Here is a 17,925-nt window from a genome sequence, read left to right as displayed (position 1 = left end):
CCGAGGACCAGACCAATGGCACGACTGGACGTCCGCAAGACCTACAAGCTGTGGATCGGCGGCGCCTTCCCCCGGTCCGAGTCCGGCCGGACCTGGGAGGTGGGGGGCGCCGACGGGGACGGGGTCGCGATCTCGCTGGCCGAGGTGTTGGCGACGTCCGACGTGCCGGGCGGGACGGTCAACCTCCTCACCGGGTTCGCCGACGAGCTCGGACCGATCCTGGCCGGGCACATGGACGTCAACGCGATCGACCTGGCCGGGGCCGGCGACGACTGGGGCGAGCTCGAGGCGCTGGCGGCCGAGAACCTCAAGCGGGTCCTGCGCCCGGCCGACACCGACTGGACCGTGGACCCGGCCCCGCGCGAGATGCTCGCCCTGACCGAGGCCAAGACCGTCTGGCATCCACGCGGCATGTAGCTCGGCCGGTCGCCTCATCGTCCCGGCCAGGCGGCGTCGATCGATGCGAGCACGTCGTCGAGGTTGTCGGGTCCGTCCGTGGTGTAGTCGTTCATCCCGGTCCAGAACTGGCCGGCCCCGACCTCGGACGGCATGAGGTCGGACGCGTCGTAGCGCAATGCCCCGGCGCGTCGCTCGTCCAGGACCGTGGCCGCGAACCGGGCGGTCAGGTCGTCGGCGTAGCAGTCTGGCTCGACGTCGACGTTCGGGGACAACCACATCCCGAGGCCGTCGGAGCCACGTTCCGCGAGTGAACACTGGGCGGCGGCGGCGGTGAAGGCATCGAGCACACGTCGGGCTTCCGGGACATCGGTGAGGACCACGGCCATCTGCCCCGTGACCACGGATCCGCCGCCACCGTCAACAGTCGGGAAGTCGACGAAGTCGAAGTCGACCCCGGCTTCGAGCCCGTCGGGGAACAGTCCCGGGGCGAACTGGCCCTGGCGATGGAACCAGCACCCGGGCGGGTCGTCGAACAGCGGGTCGGCCGCCGTGCGGAAGTCGATGGCAATGACCTGTTCGTGGCCACCACGCACGACACCGTCGGGGAACAGGACCTGGCCGAACCGTTCCATCGCCGCCCTGACCTCGCGCGAGTCGAAGGCAACGTCCCCGGCGACCCAGTCGTCGTACACGTCCGGGCCGGCAGCCCGCAGAACGAGGTCCTCGACCCAGTCCGTCGCGGGCCACCCCGTCGCGGCGCCGGAACCGGTCCCGATGCACCAGGGCGTCCCCCCGTCGGCCACGATCCCTTCCGAGATGTCGAGCAGCTGGTCCCAGGTCGCGGGCACGTCGTACCCGGCCTGCTGAATGGCCACCGGACTGAACCACACGGCGCTCTTGGCCGTCAGGCCGACCGGAACGCCGTAGTGCGATCCCTCGTCCTCACCCAGTGACAGCAGGTACGGGCCGAAGCGATCCTCGAGCTCGGCGACCTCGAATCCGACCTCCTCCAGGGACGTGGCATGGCCTTCGGCCACGAGTTGGGTGACCTCGGGGATCGAGACGAAGGCGATGTCCGGGCCGTCCCCGGCGGCCAGTTGGTCCGCCAGGCCGGGCGCCAGCGGCGCCACCTCGGGCGCAACCGGCTCGTCCGCGAACAGCCCGTCCAGGACGTCCTGCACGGCGTCGATGTCGTAGGTGTCCTCGGGAACCAGCACGGACACGCCGAGTGCCGACACGTCGTCCATCGGCACGTCGTCGTCCGGGTCGTCGCCTCCCGCCAGGAAGAGGATCAGCACCACCAGTGCGAGCGCGCCACCCGCGGCGACTCCTCGCCACGTGCGCCACCACGGCGGCGGACGTGGCGCAGGTCCGGGTGACGCCACCGCCCTCGACGACTGCTCGGCAGGGTTGGGCGGAGGGAGCTGGATCGCCCCGGCGGAGTCCCCGCGTCCAGCCTCCTGCCCGGTGCCCGCGGCACTCCCCGGCCCGTGGTCCTCGTCGTCTGGCGCGTGGGTCTGGTCATGTGGCCCGGGATCCTCGTCGTCGTGCGCGGCATCGTCGTCGGAATCCGTCTCGTGCCGGACCGCCTGCACGACGTCGGGATGGGTGTCCTGGTCCGTGCCCGAACCGTCAGTGGCTGGGCCCGAGGCCATCGGTTCGCCGGCGTCCTCCGTTCCGGACGGCGACGTCGACGCTCGGACTTCGAAGATCTGTGGGTCGTCGGTGTGCAGGTGCAGCACCGGAGTTCCCCACTCGGCGCCCCCTCCCGCCACGCTGACCGCCTTGCGCGCCTCGGTCACGGCCTGATCGACCGGATGACCATGGGCGAGGAAGCGGTAGAAGGTGGCGGAGAACTCGATCGCGGACTCGTCGGAGATCTCGTGCTGCATCGACACGACCCCCGGGATGCCCCGCCGGACGAGGATCGACGCCGCACTGGAGAAGATGTCTCGGGTGCTCCCGCGGCCGCTCTCACAGGCGTTGAGGACGACCATGCGAAGCGCCACGTGGTCCGACAGCAGCCGGGCCAACTGGGTCGCGCTCACCGCCTGGGCGCTCCCGTCCCGCCCGACCATGGCGATCGCTCCCTCGTCGCGCACGTCGTCGAAGCGGCCGTGCCCGACGAAGTGCACGAGGTGCCACTGCCCTGCCGCCATGGCCATCTGGAGATCGCGCCACCCCTGACCATGGAGCCACTCCAGGACCACGAGTCCCTCGTCGACCACGCCAGTGAGTGCCTCCTCGACCAGTTCACGCTCGTGGTCGACATCCAGGTGGGGCATGTCGGCGGGCGAACACACCACACCGAGGATGCGCAGTGGCGGCTCCACGGGAAGTCGGCTGCGTGGGTGCGACAGGTTGAGGTACCGCACGACGGGCGACCGTGTCGACAGGCTGAGGAACTCGCCCCGCGAGGAGTCGTAGAGGAATTCCCACGGGACGCTGGCCAGTTCCGGGGCGTCGATGCGGAGCATGAGGCGCAGCCCCCGACCCACCCGCCCGGACTCCTCCAGCGCCATCTCCCATCGCAGGCGGACGTTCCCGTCGAACAGGGCGTCGTACAGGGCAGCGCCGAACTCCTCGGCAGCTCGGTCGCGTGGCAGGGGCTGGCGGCGGGACAGGGACCGACCACGCAGCAACTCGATCTCGACGGCCTGGAGTCGGTTCTGCAGGGTGAGGTCGTCGAAGGGGAACGACAACAGGCCTCGTGCCTCGCCACTGGGCGAGCGCAGGACCCGGACGGGGTACACCCCGGCCTGCTCGACCCCGATCTCGAGTTCGAAGTCGTCGTAGTCCATGGGCGACCCCTCGACCTCCCCGACAGCGAACGAGCCCCGAGGTCGTGCACGTCACTCTAGGGACACGCCACTTGCCGTCAAGGGAGTTGCCGGGCTCGACGCAGTCCGCTCTTCTGCCACCGTGAGAGGATCAGGAGCGGCTGGCGTCTCCGCCGTCGGCTCGCGAGGTGACGTGGTCGACGGCGCCCCCGAAGCGACGGTCGCGGCCCTGGTAGGCGGCGATGGCCTCGGCCAGCTCGTGGCGGTCGAAGTCGGGCCACATCACCTCGGTGAAGACCAGCTCGGCGTAGGCCGCCTGCCACAGCAGGAAGTTGGACACGCGCTGCTCGCCGGAGGTCCGCACCAACAGGTCGACCGGGGGCATGGTCGGGTCGTGGAGGCGATCGGCCAGCGCTTCCTCGTCGACGGCGTCCAACCGGCCGGCCGCCACGTCGTCGGCGGCCCGTGCTGCGGCCGTGGCGATCTCGGCCTGGGCGCCGTAGTTGAACGCGATGGTGAAGCGCAGCCCCGTGTTGTCGGCCGTGAGCTGCTCGGTGCGCTCCATGTGGCGCACCAGCCGCTTCGGGACCGGCCGCCCCCGCCCGCCGATGAACCGCACCCGGACGTTGCGGTCGTGGAGCTCGTCCGCGCGACGGGTCAGCAGGGACTCGTTGAACCCCAGCAGGAACTTCACCTCCTCGGCTGGCCGCCGCCAGTTCTCGGTCGAGAACGCGTACACGCTGAGGTGGCTGAGGCCCAGGTGGTCGGCCCCCGACACGGTGTCGAACAGCGCCTGCTCCCCCGCCTCGTGCCCGGCGTTGCGACGCAGGCCACGGGCATTGGCCCAGCGACCGTTGCCGTCCATGATGATCGCCACGTGGGCCGGCAGCCGGTCCGGGTCCAGCCCGTGCTCGGCCACCAGGGCACGCCCGGCGTCGGGGTCGTCGCTGGACGTCGTGCGCAGGTCGGGTTCGGTCGCCACGCTCAGTACCGGGTCAGCGACGGGTCGGCCGCCCACGCCTCGTACAACTCCCTGCCGGCCTCCATCGGGAGGTGGACCAGGGGCACGTCGTGGTCGCGGGTCGGCCGGTCGAGCTCGTCGTACAGGAACTGGTCGTCGAAGCCGATGTCGGCTGCCATCGCGCGGTCGTTGGCGTAGACGATCCGGGCCACGCGAGCCCAGCGGCACGCGGCCCAGCACATCGGGCAGGGCTCGCCGGAGGCGTACACGGTCGCGCCGGGAAGCTCGAAGTGGCCGGAGCGGGCGGTCGCGCGTCGCAGGGCGACCACCTCGGCGTGGGCCGTGGGGTCCAGGGTGGACGTGACCCGGTTCCAGCCCTCGGCGACGACGATGTCGTCGACCACGACGACCGCGCCGAACGGCCCACCCTCGCGTTGCTCCATGCCGGCCCGGCCGAGCGCGATCGCGCGGGCGAGGTGCCGGCGATCGTCGTCGCCCACGGGGCCCCGCTCGTCGGTCACGCGATGGCCTGTCGTTCGCTCAACGGGTAGGACTTGAGACGCCGGTCGAGGTGGTGCTCGGCGAACGCTCGAGCGTAGGAGGCAGCGACCCGGGCCGTGTCGTCATCCGCCAGTGCGACCAGCGGGCTCCACGCATCGCCCGCGAGCAGGTCGAGACGCTCGACGACACCGGATGCCACCGCCCGCGTGCCACTGGGCGCACAGTCGGAGCACAGCGTGCCCCCGGCCACGACCGACAGGAACGGGTGCGGACCCGGGAGCCCGCACGAGGCGCAGCGGGTGGTCTCGACCCGGAAGCCGACCGCGGCGGTGACCCGCAGCAGGAACGCGTCGATGAACACCCCGGTGTCGGGCGGTCCCGCGTCCAGCGACTGGAGTCCGGCCCGCAGCAGCAGGAACAGGTGGTTGTCACGATCACCCTCGACGCCGACGTGGTCGACGAGTTCGGCCAGGACACCGGCGGCGGCCGAGCGGGCCCAGTCGGTGCGGACCTCGGCGTGGGACGCCAGCAGCTCGGCCTGGGTCACGACGTCGAGACTGCGGCCCTCGTACAGCAGGAGGTCGACATGGCTGAACGGCTCGAGCCGTCCACCGAAGCGCGAGCCCGGTCGGCGCACGCCCTTGGCGACCGCGCGGACCTTGCCCCTGCCCTGGGTGAACAGGGTCAGGATGCGGTCGGTCTCGCCCAGCTTGTGGGTCCGCAGGACGATCCCCTGCTCCCGGTAGTTGGCCATGTCACCTCCCGACCACGCCACCCCGTCCATCGTAGGCCCGGACCCACCCCCGACCCCGCAGGCCGCACCCCGGCGAGCGTGACCGATCACCGCAACAGTCGGCACCCAGCCATCACGCTCGGCGAGAACCGGCGCGGGCGTGACCGATCACCGCAACAGTCGGCGCCCAGCCATCACGCTCGGGGGAATCGTGCGGATGCTCCTACACCAGCGGCCAGGGCAGCTGGTAGCGGTCCACCAGGACGGGGAAGGTCTCCCGCGCCGCGGTGGCGATGGCGCGGCGGTGGGTCGCGGCGATCTCGTCGGGGGTGAGGTGGCGTGCCAGCTCGTCGGGCTCGGTGACGAGCCAGTCGGCAAGGGCGGCGCACGCCAGGCGCAGCGGCGCCGGGACCCGTTCGCCCTGCAGCTCCCACGCCACGGTCCGGACCTTGTCCTCGACGTGGAAGGTCACGCCGTGGTCGATCGCCCAGATCCGGTCGTCGGCGACCAGGACGTGGCCGCCCTTGCGGTCGGTGTTGTTGACGACCAGGTCCAGCACGACCAGCCGGGCCATCGCGGCGAGGTCGCGCGCGCCCTCGTCCTCGACCCAGCTGAACCAGTGCGCCTCGTGGTCGTGCGCGACGTAGGCCTGGACGCTCCCGGGGCCCAGCGGTGCCTCGTCGCGCCACACCGTCGGCGGGACCAGCCCGAACCCCAGCCGGTCGTCGACCACGGCGGTCGCGACCTCGCGTCCCGGAAGGGTCGTGGCGTCGAAGTCCCACAGTGGCCGCTGGCCACGGACGGGCTTGTAGACCCCCAGTTCCCCGGCCGGGTGCAGGTCGAGCGGATCCGGGACGGTCTCGCTCGGCTGGCGTCCGCCCGCGGGACGCGTGTCGCGGTCCCGATCCGGCTCGACGCCCGCGTTGCCCCCGGACACGACCGGCCGGCGCAACGCCGCACGGGTGGCGGGAGCGACCCCACCGGCCCGGGCCGCGTCGCCGTCGTCGCCCCCGTCCAGGCCCGGGTCGGCGAGTCGGACCAACAGCGTGGTGTTGGACGCGTCGGCGAACTGGCCGAGGACCTCCAGGCGTGCCGTGGCCAGCCGGGACGGGGTGGCGAGGGCAGCGGTCATCGCCGGTTCACACGGTCAGGCGCCCGTGCCCGTTGGTGGACGGGCAGACGTGCTCACCGTCGTCATCCATGGGCCGGCCGCACAGGCGACACCGCGGACGACCCTGGTCCACCAGCCAGTCCGCGTGGGCGGCCAGTCGTCGTGCCTGGTCCAGGTCGATCGTGAAGACCACCTCGTCGAACGGTTCGCCGTCGTCGGCCTCGACCGCGGCCAGTTCGAGCAGGAAGCGTCCGGCGTCGGGGTCCAGCCCGACCTCGATGCGGCCGATCCGCCAGGCCGGGTCGACCGGCTCGCGCACCTCCATGGCGGCCCGGTCCCAGTCGTCCGCCGGCCCCTCGTCGACCCGGACGAGCAGCCGCGACAGCAGGTCACCGATGCCCTCGACCTGCTGTTTCTCGGCCACGAGGGTCACCCGGTGCTGGTCGTCCTCGGCCTGCACCAGGAAGGTCCGGTCGCCGGCCCCGCCGACCGTCCCGACGGTGACGTGGTGCGGCTCGTCCAACAGCAGCGTGGTCATGGTCGGTCGGTCCCTCCGGTGGGGTCGGCCTCGTCGTCGGCCTGGTCACCGTCGGCCTCGTCGGCGCCGGCCTCGTCGCCCTCGGCCGCCGACGCGTCGTCGTCGGTCGGTGGTGACGGCAGGGTGATGTCGCCGGCCAGGTTGACCCCCAGGACGGCCGGTGCGTGCCCCGCTGGCAGCGCCACGACCGTGACCGACGCGGGCGCGATCGACAGTCGTTGGAAGGTGTCCAGCGGCATCCCCAGGAAGTGGGCCACGGCGGCCTTGATCGGGTCGGCGTGGCTGACGGCCACGACCACGTCGCGGTCGCCGTGGGCCGCCGCGAGCTCCTCGAGCTCGCCGACCATGCGGGCCTGGGACCCGCGCAACGACTCACCCCCGGGGAAGGTGGCCCGGGACGGGGTGGACTGGATGACCCGCCAGAGCGGCTCCGTGCGGAGCTCGGCCAGTGGGCGGTCGGTCCAGTCGCCGTAGTCCGTCTCGCCGAGGCCACGACGTTCGACCACCTCCACGCCGACCGCGTCGGCCACGATGTCCGCGGTGTCGCGGGTCCGCTCGAGCGGCGAGGAGTAGACCGCGGTGACGCCGAGGTCCGCCAGGCGTGCCGCCGTCGCCTCGGCCTGCGCGACCCCGGCCTCGTCGAGGTGGACACCGGGCGTCCAGCCACCCAGGCGCTGGCCCGTGGCGGCCGTCGTGGCATGTCGAACCAGCAGCAGGATCGCCACGTCGGCAGGCCCTTCCGGTCGTGGAGCGGCGGCGCCGTCCACGCTACCCACTCGACCCGGCCCGCTCGACCAGCCGACGCCCCCTCCCGCCGGCCCCTCCCGCCGCCCGAGGTCGACCTCCTCGACGGCGGCCGGGAGACCACCGTTCGGACGGCGACCGGGGGCAGGATCGACGTCGTGGCCGTAGAGTCCCGTGCCATGAAGATCGATCCGAACTATCGCAGCGACAACGTCACCGACCGCCGTGGCATGGGCGGGACCGCGATGAAGGTCGGAGGTGGCCTGTCCATCCCGGTCATCATCATGGTGCTGCTGTTCACGGTCTTCGGTGGGGACTCGGGGGACCTGGGGGGCGTGCTCAACGAGCTCGGCCAGCCCGCACCCGACGCCGGCGGTGCCACCGGCTCGGCGATCGATCCGGCCAACGATCCGGACAGCCAGGAGCTGGCGATCGTCAGCTACGTGCTGGACGACAGCCAGGCCCTGTGGGCCGACGTCTTCGAGGCGTCCGGCATGGACTACCCCACGTCGCAACTGGTGGTCTACGAGGGCGGGACCTCGACGTCCGGCTGCGGCTACGGCCAGTCCGCTGCCGGTCCCTTCTACTGTCCCGCGGACTCCACCACCTACATCGACCTGGGGTTCTTCGAGCTGATGGAGCAACGCTTCGGCGCCGAGGGCGACTTCGCGCAGGCCTACGTCGTGGCGCACGAGATCGGCCACCACGTCCAGAACGCGCTGGGCCTGTCGTCGCAGGTCCGCCAGCAGCAGCAGGCCAACCCGTCCGAGGCCAACGACCTGTCGGTCAAGCTCGAGCTGCAGGCCGACTGCCTCGCCGGTGTGTGGGCCAACTCCGCCGACCAGGAGGGTGAGCTCGGCATCACCGCGGCGGACATCGACGAGGCCATCGCCGCGGCCGAGGCGATCGGCGACGACGCCCTGCAGCGCCAGGCGGGCCAGAACCCCAACCCCGAGTCCTTCACCCACGGCTCGTCGGCCCAGCGGGTCGAGTGGTTCACCACTGGCTACGAGACCGGCGACCCGAACGCCTGCGACACCTTCGGGTGACCTTCAGGTGACCTCACGGTCATGCACCACGCGTCCACGTGCTGTCGGCGCACGATCCGGGGACACCCGAGGACTGGACGCACGGATCGGTCTAGCCTCCGGCCTCACCAACCAGGGGTCGGTGGTCGTCGCGGGACGCATCACGCCCCTCGCCCTGACGACGGAGTCTCGATGCGCTGGCTGTCCGCCCTGTTCCTGTCCGTGTTGCTCGCCTTCTCGATGTCGGCCGTCAGCGTCGCCGGACCGGACGATCCACCGGACGCCGCGCTCAAGGCCTGGACCGCGGACGTGTCGCCCGAGGTCGTCGAGGAACTGCGCGGGGCGGGCTTCGAGATCACCGCCGAGGACGTCCTCGACGAGGAGACCGTCCGCGTCGAGATCATCGCCACGGGCAAGCAGATCTCCGCGTTCCGTGGTCCCGACGCCAAGTTCTCCCTGACGAAGGGGCAGGAACGCGTCGACCGCACGCCTGACGTCAACACCGGGGACAACGTGTTCCGACCGTACGACGGTCCGGAGGGCCTCGAGGCGGAGATGGTCGCCCTCGCCAACGCCAACCCGGACCTGGTCAAGCTCGTCGACATCGGCGACTCGCTCCAGGGCCGCGACATCTGGGCCATGAAGGTCTCCAAGAACGCCAACCAGCGCCCCGACGGGACCAAGCCGGCCGTCTTCTACAACGCCGCCCAGCACGCCCGTGAGTGGATCACCCCGGAGATGACCCGGCGGCTGACCCGCCACTACCTCGACAACTACGGCAGCGACGACGAGATCACCGAGATCGTCGACACCACCGAGCTGTGGTTCGTGTGGGTCGCGAACCCGGACGGCTACCAGTTCACCCACACCGACGAACGCCTGTGGCGCAAGAACCTCCGCGACAACAACGGCGACGGCACCATCACGACCGGGGACGGCGTCGACCTCAACCGCAACTTCGCGACCAACTGGGGCTACGACAACGAGGGGTCGTCGGACAACCCCTCGTCCGAGACCTACCGCGGTGACGGCCCGATGTCGGAGCCCGAGACCCAGGCCATGGACGACTTCGTCGCCGCCCACGACTTCGCCTTCATGGTCAACTACCACTCGGCTGCCGAGTTGATCCTGTACGGGGTCGGCTGGCAGGTCGACACGCCGTCCCCCGACGACCTCCCGATGATCGCCCTGGCGGGTGACGACGCGAACCCGGCGATCCCGGGCTACGACCCGGACCTGTCGGCCGAGCTGTACATCACCAACGGTGACACCACCGACCATGTCCAGACCGCCTTCGGCGCGCTGGCCTACACCCCCGAGATGTCGACCTGCCAGGCGGCGAGCAACTGGTACCCCGACGACGAGTGGGAGGCCGGTGACTGCCAGTCGGGCTTCAACTTCCCCGACGACGAGGACCTCGTCCAGGAGGAATTCGAGAACAACATCCCGTTCGCACTCGACGTCGCCAAGTCGGCCGACGACCCGTCGGACCCCGTCTCGCACCTGGGCAACGTCGCACCCGAACTGGTCGTGGACACCTTCGAGATCTCCCACGGCTCCGAGCAGGTGGTGCAGGTGACCGCCGACCGCGAGCTCGGCCCGGTCCGGATGGTCTCGCGCATCAACGGTGGCAAGAAGACCGTCGTGCAGACCTCCGAGTGGGACGGCGGCGAGAAGTACGGCGACGACAACGACCAGTACTACGCGTGGCGTCGTGCCACCGTCGCCGGCCAACAGCCGGGTGACACGGTGGAGGTCTGGTTCGAGGCCAGGGGAACGAAGTCCGAGCCCTTCACCTACACGGTGGCCGACGACATCGGCGGCGACGTCCTGGTCGTGGCCGACAACTCGCCCGGCACGGCGCTGGGTGGCGAGGTCCCCTGGGACGCGTACCTCCCGTACTACACCGACGCACTCGAGGCCAACGGTCGCAGCTGGGACGTCTTCCGGGTCGACGACGACGGCCTTGCGCCCCATCCCCTGGGCGTGCTCGGCCACTACGACACCGTGGTCTGGTACACGGGCGACAAGCTCGTGACCGACTACCAGGGTGGCGTCGACACCACGCTGCTCGCGCACGAGGTGAACATGGCCATGCGCGACTACCTGAACGAGGGTGGCAAGATCCTCGCCACCGGCAAGAACCACGGGTTCGAGGAGTTCTTCCCGCTCGACTACGGCACCAATGGCGCGCCGGACCAAGTGTGCGGCGGTGGCGACTGCCTGACGCTGTCCAACGACACCTACCAGTACTGGTTCGGCGCGGACAGCCGAGCCCGCCGTGGGGGCCTGGACGCCGCTGGCAACGCGCTCGACGTGCAGGGCAACGGCGGAACCTTCGAGGGCTACACGTTCGGCCTCGACGGCGGTGACAGCGCCAACAACCAGGGAACCGGTGACCCGCCGGGGTCGAACACCACCGGGACCGCGACGGCCTCCTTCATCGTCACCTCGAGCGTGCTGCCCGTGGACGAGTTCCCGCAGTTCGCGTCCGAGCGCTTCGCCAGCTGGGACGTGGGGGCCGCCGCACCCTACGAGCCGGTGACCGGCGACTGGCAGATGGCCACCGACCACGCCGACGCCGCCTACAAGCGGCTGACGCGCACGATCGACCTGTCGGGCGCGACCACGGCCTCGCTGGACTTCACCACGTCGTACTCCATCGAGACCAACTGGGACTACATGTTCGTCGAGGTCCACACGGTGGGCCAGGACGACTGGACCACGCTGCCCGACGCCAACGGCCATACCGCCCAGGGAACCGGCGACTCCTGCCTGTCGGGCTGGGTCGACGAGCTGCACCCGTTCCTGGCGCACTACATCGACGATGCCTGCAACCCCACCGGCACGACGGGCGAATGGCACGCCGCCACGGGCCCGTCCGACGGTGTCGAGGACTGGTCGATCGACCTGTCGGCCTATGCCGGCAGCGAGATCGAGGTCTCGATCAGCTATGCCACCGACTGGGCGACCGGTGACCTCGGTGTCTTCCTCGACGACACGTCGGTGACCGTCGACGGCAGCGTCGCGACCGAGACGTCCTTCGAGACCGACCTGGGTGGCTGGAGCGTGCCCGGCGAGCCCGAGGGCACCGCCCCCAACGCCAACGACTGGGAGCGTGTCGGCACGCTGTTCGAGGTCGCGTCGATCGTGGCGACCGAGGACACGCTGCTGTTCGGCTTCGGGTTCGAGGGCGTGACGACCGAGTCCGAGCGCAACGCCGTGATGGCGCGCGCCCTGGACCACCTGGCACCGTAGGCCCGGCGCGAGCCGGCCGATCGATCCGCGAGGGGGAGCCCACCTGGGCTCCCCCTCGCGGTGGTGCGGAAGTCGTCCGGTTCAGCCCGACACCGGGGACGTCGCGGGCTCGTCGACGGGCTCGGCCTCGCCCATCGCCTGGAAGCTGGACCTGCGTGGCACGAACGTCAGCACCAACCCGGCGTTGACCAGGGTCACGGCCGCTGCCGCGAGGAACGTCGCCATGCCGGCACCGGTGAAGGCGTCACGCACCAGGTCCGCGGCGCCGGGCGGCGCGGCGGGCGACTGGGCGAACTCCTGGGCCGCCGCGACCGACGACACGACCGCGGCCCGCACCTGCTCGGGCGCGCCGTCGGCGAGGTCGCCCAGCCCGGTGCGGTAGACGACGTTGGCGATCGACCCCAGGACGGCCACGCCCAGCGCGCCACCGACCTCGCGGGTGGTGTCGTTGACTGCCGAGCCGACCCCGGCCCGGTCGACCGGCAGCGCGGACATGATCTGGCCCGTGGCTGGCGGCATGACCATCCCCACGGAGGTCCCGAACAGCAACAGCGGTCCCAGCAGCGGCCAGTACGACATGCCCGGCCCCATCACCAGGGCGAGGAGCACGAAGGCCACGGCGGCACCGGCGAGTCCCGTCGCGATGGTCCTGCGCGGTCCGAACCGTTCCACGATCCCGGCCGAGCGGGTGCCCGACACCACCATCATCACCGACATCGGCAGCGTCGCGAACCCGGCCTCGAGCGGTGTGTAGCCCAGCACGAACTGCAGGAACTGGGTCATGATGAAGAACAGGCCGAAGTTGGCGAAGAACGCCAGCGAGATCGTGAGCGACCCGGTCGAGAACCGGCGGTCGCGGAACCAGGTGAGGTCGAGCATCGGGTGCGTCGTCCGCCGCTCCCAGGCGACGAAGGACGTGACGGCCACGGAACCGACGACGAACGCGACGACGACTCGCGGGGAGGTCCAGCCCACCACCGGGCCCTCGATGATGGCGAACAGCAGGCTGCCCAGCCCGACCACCGACAGCACGGCGCCGACCGGGTCCAGCGGGGTGCGGGAGTTGTCCCGCGACTTCGGCAGGATCTTCGCCCCGACCAGCAACGCGATCGCCACGATCGGCAGGTTGACCAGGAAGACCGCGTGCCAGGTGAACTCCAGCAGCAGGAAGCCCGACGTGATCACCCCGATGCCGGCACCCGCACCGGCGAACCCGGCCCAGATGGCGATGGCCCGCGGGCGCTCGCGGGCAGGGAACGCCGACGACAGCAACGACAGGGTGGACGGCATCACCAGCGCGGCCCCCACGCCCATGAACGCCCGCGCGCCGATGACCGGCCAGGCCGACTCCATGAGCGAGGCTGCCGTGGCACCCAGGGCGAACAGGACCAGCCCGACCTGCAGGGCGCCCTTGCGACCGAACCGGTCACCCAGCGCACCGAACGGCAGGAGCAGGCCGGCGAACACCAGGGCATAGGCGTCGACCAGCCACTGGAGCTGCGACTGGGTCGCCTCCAGCGCACGGGCCATCGAGGGCAGCGCGACGTTCAGGGACGCGTTGCCCATGACCACGATGACCAGCGACAGGACCAGGACGGCCAGGATCTGGTTGCGACGTGCGTAGACGTCGGGGTCGACGCCGTTGCCGGCGGACACCTGGGGTGGGGGCGACTCGGACATGGGCGGCTCGTGTGGTGGGACGGGTGCAACGGAAGTGGGGGCGACGCCCGGTCGTGGCCGACGGCGTGCCCCGGTCCCGCAAGGCCGACTCCCCGTTGGCTATTCCCGCACCCCGGGGCGTCCCGGTTCGCCACGTTTCCCGGCGCGACCGGTCCCACCTGCTACCTAGCATCCACCCGGACGAGACGAGGACCACATGTCGCTGACCCAGTACTACACCGCCACCAGCCTCGACGGCTTCATCGCCGACCCCGAGCACTCCCTCGAGTGGCTCTTCGCCGTTCCCCGCGGCGACGACCACCCCGACCTGTTCACCCCCTTCATGGACGAGGTCGGCGCCGTCGCCATGGGGGCGAGCACGTTCGACTGGGTCGTCGAGCACGAGTCCATGGGCGAGGAACCCCAGAAGTGGGCCGAGGCGTTCGGCGGACGCCCGTGCTGGGTGTTCACCTCCCAGCGGCGAGACCACCTCCCCCCGTTGCCGGGACTGACCTTCGTCAGCGGCGACGTGGCGGCAGTCCACGGCGACATGGTGGCCGCGGCCGACGGAGGCAACGTGTGGCTGGCGGGCGGCGGTGACCTCGTGGGGCAATTCGACGATGCCGGTCTGCTCGACGAGGTCCACGTCGGGATCCAGCCGGTCTTGCTGGGCGCGGGCGCACCCCTGCTCCCCCGCCGGATCGACTCGGACCGCCTGTCACTGCGCAGCGTCGACCGCGTTGGCCAGGAGATCCAGGCCGTCTACGAGGTTCGGGCGCGTTGAGTCGGCCACGTCCCGCGCACGCACCGGACCCACCGTGCTGGCATGCTGGTCGCATGTCCCCACCCCACCGTCGCCGCCGTGCCCGCCTCCTCGCGATCGTCGTCGCGATCGTGGCCATCCAGGGCTGCACGACGTCCACCGGCCCCGAGCCCACCCCGTCGTCGACCGCGTCGTCGAGCGACGGTGAGCCCACGGCGACGCCCAGCCCGGACCCCGCGTCCCCGTCGTCGAGCCCGGCGCCCGACGACCCGAGCGCGTCGTCCGCACCCCCGCCGGCGGTCTCGACCACTCCCCCGGCCGACACACCGGAACCGACCGAGCCCGGGACGATCGTCGTCACGAGCGCGGACGGCGTGGTGTCACGGGTCACGCCCGGTGACGGGACGGTCGAGCCGATCAGCGACGTCACCGGTGCGGCCCAGGTCACGCCCTCCCCGGACGGATCGACCCTGGTGTTCTCACGCCTGGTCGACGGCGCGCCCGTCGTGACGGTGCTCGGCGAGGAGTCGTCCACGGACGTGTCGGTCCCGACCGCGCCGTACTTCCACCTGGTGTCGCCCACCGGTGACCGGGTCGTGTCGCTGGGCAATGCCACCGACGGCGACCAGGTCAGCGTGCTGGTCACGGACGTGGCGGCAGGCACCAGCCAGGAGGTCGACCGAGGACGCCCCTACTTCCTGTCCTGGCGCGCCGACGGTGCCGTGCTGGCCGCCAACATCGACGCCGCGGTCGTTGCGACGGTCGACCCGGACGGCAGTCGCGAACCGGTGCCGGTCACACCCGGCGCCTTCCAGGCGCCGGTCTGGACCGGTGACGACCGGCTGGTGGTGGTGCTCGAGGACGCCTCCGTGGACGCGGTGCCGATCACCAGCCGGGTGGCGGCACGTGTGGACCGTGAGCCGGGCGACCGGGCCCAGCTCGCCGCCCAGCCCGTCACCCAGCCCGCTGCCGGGACCCTGGCCGTGGTGGATCCGGTCGACCAGCAGGTCACGACCCTGGCCGCGGTCAGCGGGGCGGTGTCGTTCGACGTCGCCGACGACCGGGTGGCCTGGGTCGCCGGGGACAGTGGCCAGGCCGCCAGCCTCGGCCCGCTGGAGGTGATCGGACTCGATGGCCGCGATCGGGCCACCATCACCGACGACGACGTGGCGATGTTCGAGTGGAGCCCGGACGGCAGTCGGCTGCTGTTCCACGTCGTCGACCCCGACCGCGGCTTCGTCCCACACGTCTGGGACGGCACCACCGTCACCGCCTACGAGCCCTTCCTGCCCACGCCCACCCTGGCCGTCCAGTACCTGCCGTTCTGGCCCCAGTACACGCAGGCCGTCACCCAGTGGGCGCCGGACGGCAGCGCCTTCGCCGTGGCCGATGCGGGTGACGACGACCCGGGCACGGTGGTCGTCCAGCAGCTCGACGGGCAGCGTCGCGAGCTCGTGCCCGGCGAGATGGTCGTGTGGAGTCGCTGACCCCCCGGCGCGCGCGTCAGTGGTTGGGACGGGCCAGGGCGAGGAACAGCGGGTAGGCCCGGCCGTCCTTGTCCACCTCGCCGGCATCGTGGAACGACACCTTCGCGAAGCCGGACGACTCCAGCCAGCGCTGGAGGTCCTCGCGACGGAACCCGTCGTGGACGTCGAAGTCCGTGTCGGCGTGGAACGAACCGTCCTCCGACTCCAGGTCCACGACGCACAGGCGGCCATCGTCGGCCAACAGGTTCGCGAACCCGGTCAGGACGGGGACGAGGTCGGTGACGTGGTGCAGCGTCATGACGGTCACCAGGAGGTCGAACTGGTCACCGGGTCGCTCGTCGGTGGCGAGGTCGAGGTCCCAGATCCGCGCGTTCGCGGGCAGGCGACCGTCGGCCACCTTCTCGGCCATCACCTCGCGCATGCCCGACGACGGGTCGGCCAGGGTCACCGGACCGAGCGGGCCCTCGGCCAGGAACTGGGTGGCGAGCCCCGTCCCGGCCCCGTACTCCAGCAACCGGGTCGTGTCGTCGACCGTCACGAGGTCGCGCACCAGGGACGCGACCGCTCGGCCGCGCGCCACCTTGGTGTCGTCGTCCCAGTCGCGGGCACGCTCGTCGAACGACCCATGGCCGGGATGGTCGTGCGGGTCGTGGTCGTGGTCAGGCTGGTCGTGCTCGGTCATGGCGCGCCTCGGCTCGGCGGGATCGGCGCCACGATAGGGCGTGCCGCCCTCCCCCGCGCGGTCGACGCGAGCAACCCACGGTCAGCTCAGCCTGCCACGACGCCGGCGATGCGACGGACACCCTCGCGGAGCAGCTCGGGGGTGGTCGCGACGTTCAGGCGGGCGAAGCCGTCACCCCCGGGGCCGAAGAAGGTCCCACCGCTGAGCGCGACCCGTCCTCGCTCGAGCAGGGCCGCGGCCGGGTCGTCGCCCAGCCCGGTGCGCCGGAAGTCCAGCCACGCGAGGTAGGTCGCCTCGACCGGAAGCAGGTCGACGTCGGGGAGGTGCTCGGTGACCAGCTCGGCCAGCAGGTCGTGGTTGCGGTCGATGCCGGCGACCACCTCGTCCAGCCAGTCGCGACCCGACTCCAGGGCGACGGTGTGGGCCAGGATCCCCAGCGCCGACGGCCCGTGGCCGACGACCTCGGGCAGGGTGGCGAGCTCGTCGACCGCCGCCGGTCCGGCCACGGCGACGGCAGCCTTGAGCCCCGCCAGGTTCCACGCCTTGGAGGCAGACAGCAACGCGAAGCCGTCCTCGCCTCCGTCGACGTCCAGCCACGAGGTGTAGGTCGCACCCGGACGCACGAGCGGACCGTGGATCTCGTCGGACACCACCCGCACGCCGTGTGCCCGGGCCAGCGGCGCGACCTGCTCGAGCTCGCTCCGGGTGTGGGCGATGCCGGTCGGGTTGTGCGGGTTGCACAGCAGCAGGGCCGCCCGCCGCCCGTCGACGGTGGCACGGGCGAAGGCCGACGCCAGCGTGTCGGGGTCGAGGCGTCCGCGCTCGTCGAGCGGCGCATGGACCAGCGTGCGCCCGCGCATCTCGGTGAAGGCGAAGAAGGGCCCGTAGACGGGGGGCGTGACCACGACGGCGTCACCCGGTGCGGTGAGCAGGTCGAGGACGTGCATGCTGCCCTGCATGACGTCGGCGACCAGCCGGGCCCGCGAGGGGTCGAAGCTCCAGCCCCAGCGCTCGGCGGCGAACGCGGCCAGTGCCCGCGGGTAGTCGTCACCCGCCGCCGGGTACCCGGTGGCGCCCCGCTCCATGGCCTGCGTCACCGCCTCCACCACGGGCGGTGCCGGCGTGACGTCCATCTCGGCGACCCACAACGGCAGCACGTCGTCGGGGTGGGCGGTCCACTTCAGCGTGTGCCGCCGGGGACCGTCCAGCGACGCCGTGAACGGACTGGTGGTGCGGGGGGGAGCAGTCATGCCCCCAGCGTAGGGCCAGCCTCCCTCCCCC

15 protein-coding genes are annotated in these 17,925 nt (G+C 71.6%); 5 read left to right on the top strand and 10 right to left on the bottom strand.

The genetic code is table 11. From position 1 onward, the window contains the following. Positions 1–417 (top strand): aldehyde dehydrogenase family protein (locus KR546_RS18170; RefSeq protein WP_274388347.1); only part of this gene is annotated, 417 nt, incomplete at its 5' end. Between the two features lie 14 nt (positions 418–431). Here the strand turns inward: KR546_RS18170 and KR546_RS18165 are convergent. From KR546_RS18165 to KR546_RS18135, 7 genes are all read right to left on the bottom strand, one after another. Further along, positions 432–3,200, bottom strand: a complete 2,769-nt coding sequence (locus KR546_RS18165; protein WP_238446141.1) for an extracellular solute-binding protein — start codon at positions 3,198–3,200, stop codon at positions 432–434. A gap of 130 nt (positions 3,201–3,330) precedes the next feature. After that, complete coding sequence (gene uppS, locus KR546_RS18160) at positions 3,331–4,161, bottom strand: polyprenyl diphosphate synthase (protein WP_238446140.1); 831 nt, start codon at positions 4,159–4,161, stop codon at positions 3,331–3,333. Between the two features lie 2 nt (positions 4,162–4,163). Continuing rightward, positions 4,164–4,661, bottom strand: coding sequence for a nucleoside deaminase (locus KR546_RS18155; RefSeq protein WP_238446139.1), 498 nt, complete (start codon positions 4,659–4,661; stop codon positions 4,164–4,166). Then, positions 4,658–5,395, bottom strand: coding sequence for a DNA repair protein RecO (gene recO, locus KR546_RS18150; RefSeq protein ID WP_238446138.1), 738 nt, complete (start codon positions 5,393–5,395; stop codon positions 4,658–4,660). Before recO ends, KR546_RS18155 begins: the two co-directional genes overlap by 4 nt. A gap of 202 nt (positions 5,396–5,597) precedes the next feature. After that, positions 5,598–6,506 carry an SCO1664 family protein gene (locus KR546_RS18145; RefSeq protein WP_238446137.1) on the bottom strand — a complete coding sequence of 303 codons (909 nt, stop codon included), beginning with the start codon at positions 6,504–6,506 and terminating at the stop codon, positions 5,598–5,600. A 7-nt stretch (positions 6,507–6,513) separates the two neighbouring features. Then, the gene (locus tag KR546_RS18140; protein WP_238446136.1) at positions 6,514–7,023 is read right to left on the bottom strand and encodes a DUF3090 family protein; all 510 of its coding nucleotides are present in this window, start codon (positions 7,021–7,023) and stop codon (positions 6,514–6,516) included. After that, entirely contained in the window at positions 7,020–7,748 is a 729-nt protein-coding gene (locus KR546_RS18135) for an MSMEG_4193 family putative phosphomutase (RefSeq protein ID WP_238446135.1), read from the bottom strand. The genes KR546_RS18140 and KR546_RS18135 overlap by 4 nt, the downstream gene beginning before the upstream one ends. A gap of 198 nt (positions 7,749–7,946) precedes the next feature. Between KR546_RS18135 and ypfJ the strand changes: the two genes are divergently transcribed. Then, the gene (gene ypfJ, locus KR546_RS18130) at positions 7,947–8,816 is read left to right on the top strand and encodes a KPN_02809 family neutral zinc metallopeptidase (RefSeq protein ID WP_274388348.1); all 870 of its coding nucleotides are present in this window, start codon (positions 7,947–7,949) and stop codon (positions 8,814–8,816) included. A gap of 171 nt (positions 8,817–8,987) precedes the next feature. Continuing rightward, positions 8,988–12,053 (top strand): M14 family metallopeptidase, encoded by a 3,066-nt coding sequence (locus KR546_RS18125; RefSeq protein WP_238446133.1) that lies wholly within the window; start codon positions 8,988–8,990, stop codon positions 12,051–12,053. Positions 12,054–12,134: 81 nt separating this feature from the next. Here the strand turns inward: KR546_RS18125 and KR546_RS18120 are convergent, their stop codons facing one another. Next, complete coding sequence (locus KR546_RS18120; protein ID WP_238446132.1) at positions 12,135–13,733, bottom strand: MFS transporter; 1,599 nt, start codon at positions 13,731–13,733, stop codon at positions 12,135–12,137. Between the two features lie 196 nt (positions 13,734–13,929). Between KR546_RS18120 and KR546_RS18115 the strand changes: the two genes are divergently transcribed. Both KR546_RS18115 and KR546_RS18110 read left to right on the top strand, forming a co-directional pair. Then, positions 13,930–14,496, top strand: a complete 567-nt coding sequence (locus KR546_RS18115; RefSeq protein WP_238446131.1) for a dihydrofolate reductase family protein — start codon at positions 13,930–13,932, stop codon at positions 14,494–14,496. Between the two features lie 53 nt (positions 14,497–14,549). Beyond that, entirely contained in the window at positions 14,550–15,962 is a 1,413-nt protein-coding gene (locus tag KR546_RS18110) for a hypothetical protein (RefSeq protein ID WP_238446130.1), read from the top strand. Between the two features lie 16 nt (positions 15,963–15,978). Here KR546_RS18110 and KR546_RS18105 read toward each other — a convergent pair whose 3' ends face one another. Next, on the bottom strand, positions 15,979–16,644 hold the full coding sequence (locus KR546_RS18105) for a class I SAM-dependent methyltransferase (protein WP_238446129.1): 666 nt from the start codon (positions 16,642–16,644) through the stop codon (positions 15,979–15,981). 86 nt (positions 16,645–16,730) lie between these two features. After that, on the bottom strand, positions 16,731–17,894 hold the full coding sequence (locus KR546_RS18100; RefSeq protein ID WP_238446128.1) for a MalY/PatB family protein: 1,164 nt from the start codon (positions 17,892–17,894) through the stop codon (positions 16,731–16,733). Positions 17,895–17,925: the final 31 nt, after the last annotated feature.

It is taken from the genome of Salsipaludibacter albus (genome assembly GCF_019798055.1).
Classification (GTDB): domain Bacteria; phylum Actinomycetota; class Nitriliruptoria; order Nitriliruptorales; family Nitriliruptoraceae; genus Salsipaludibacter; species Salsipaludibacter albus.
Note: the sequence above shows the minus strand (reverse complement) of the source record. Positions and strands in the feature narration are given on the sequence as shown.

What these genes read in the sequence shown, in the direction of transcription:
- KR546_RS18165 (WP_238446141.1), bottom strand. Translation starts at nt 3,200, where the DNA reads ATGGACTACGACGACTTCGAACTCGAGATCGGGGTCGAGCAGGCCGGG.
- recO (WP_238446138.1), bottom strand. Translation starts at nt 5,395, where the DNA reads ATGGCCAACTACCGGGAGCAGGGGATCGTCCTGCGGACCCACAAGCTG.
- KR546_RS18145 (WP_238446137.1), bottom strand. Translation starts at nt 6,506, where the DNA reads ATGACCGCTGCCCTCGCCACCCCGTCCCGGCTGGCCACGGCACGCCTG.
- KR546_RS18140 (WP_238446136.1), bottom strand. Translation starts at nt 7,023, where the DNA reads ATGACCACGCTGCTGTTGGACGAGCCGCACCACGTCACCGTCGGGACG.
- ypfJ (WP_274388348.1), top strand. Translation starts at nt 7,947, where the DNA reads ATGAAGATCGATCCGAACTATCGCAGCGACAACGTCACCGACCGCCGT.
- KR546_RS18125 (WP_238446133.1), top strand. Translation starts at nt 8,988, where the DNA reads ATGCGCTGGCTGTCCGCCCTGTTCCTGTCCGTGTTGCTCGCCTTCTCG.
- KR546_RS18120 (WP_238446132.1), bottom strand. Translation starts at nt 13,733, where the DNA reads ATGTCCGAGTCGCCCCCACCCCAGGTGTCCGCCGGCAACGGCGTCGAC.
- KR546_RS18115 (WP_238446131.1), top strand. Translation starts at nt 13,930, where the DNA reads ATGTCGCTGACCCAGTACTACACCGCCACCAGCCTCGACGGCTTCATC.
- KR546_RS18110 (WP_238446130.1), top strand. Translation starts at nt 14,550, where the DNA reads ATGTCCCCACCCCACCGTCGCCGCCGTGCCCGCCTCCTCGCGATCGTC.
- KR546_RS18105 (WP_238446129.1), bottom strand. Translation starts at nt 16,644, where the DNA reads ATGACCGAGCACGACCAGCCTGACCACGACCACGACCCGCACGACCAT.
- KR546_RS18100 (WP_238446128.1), bottom strand. Translation starts at nt 17,894, where the DNA reads ATGACTGCTCCCCCCCGCACCACCAGTCCGTTCACGGCGTCGCTGGAC.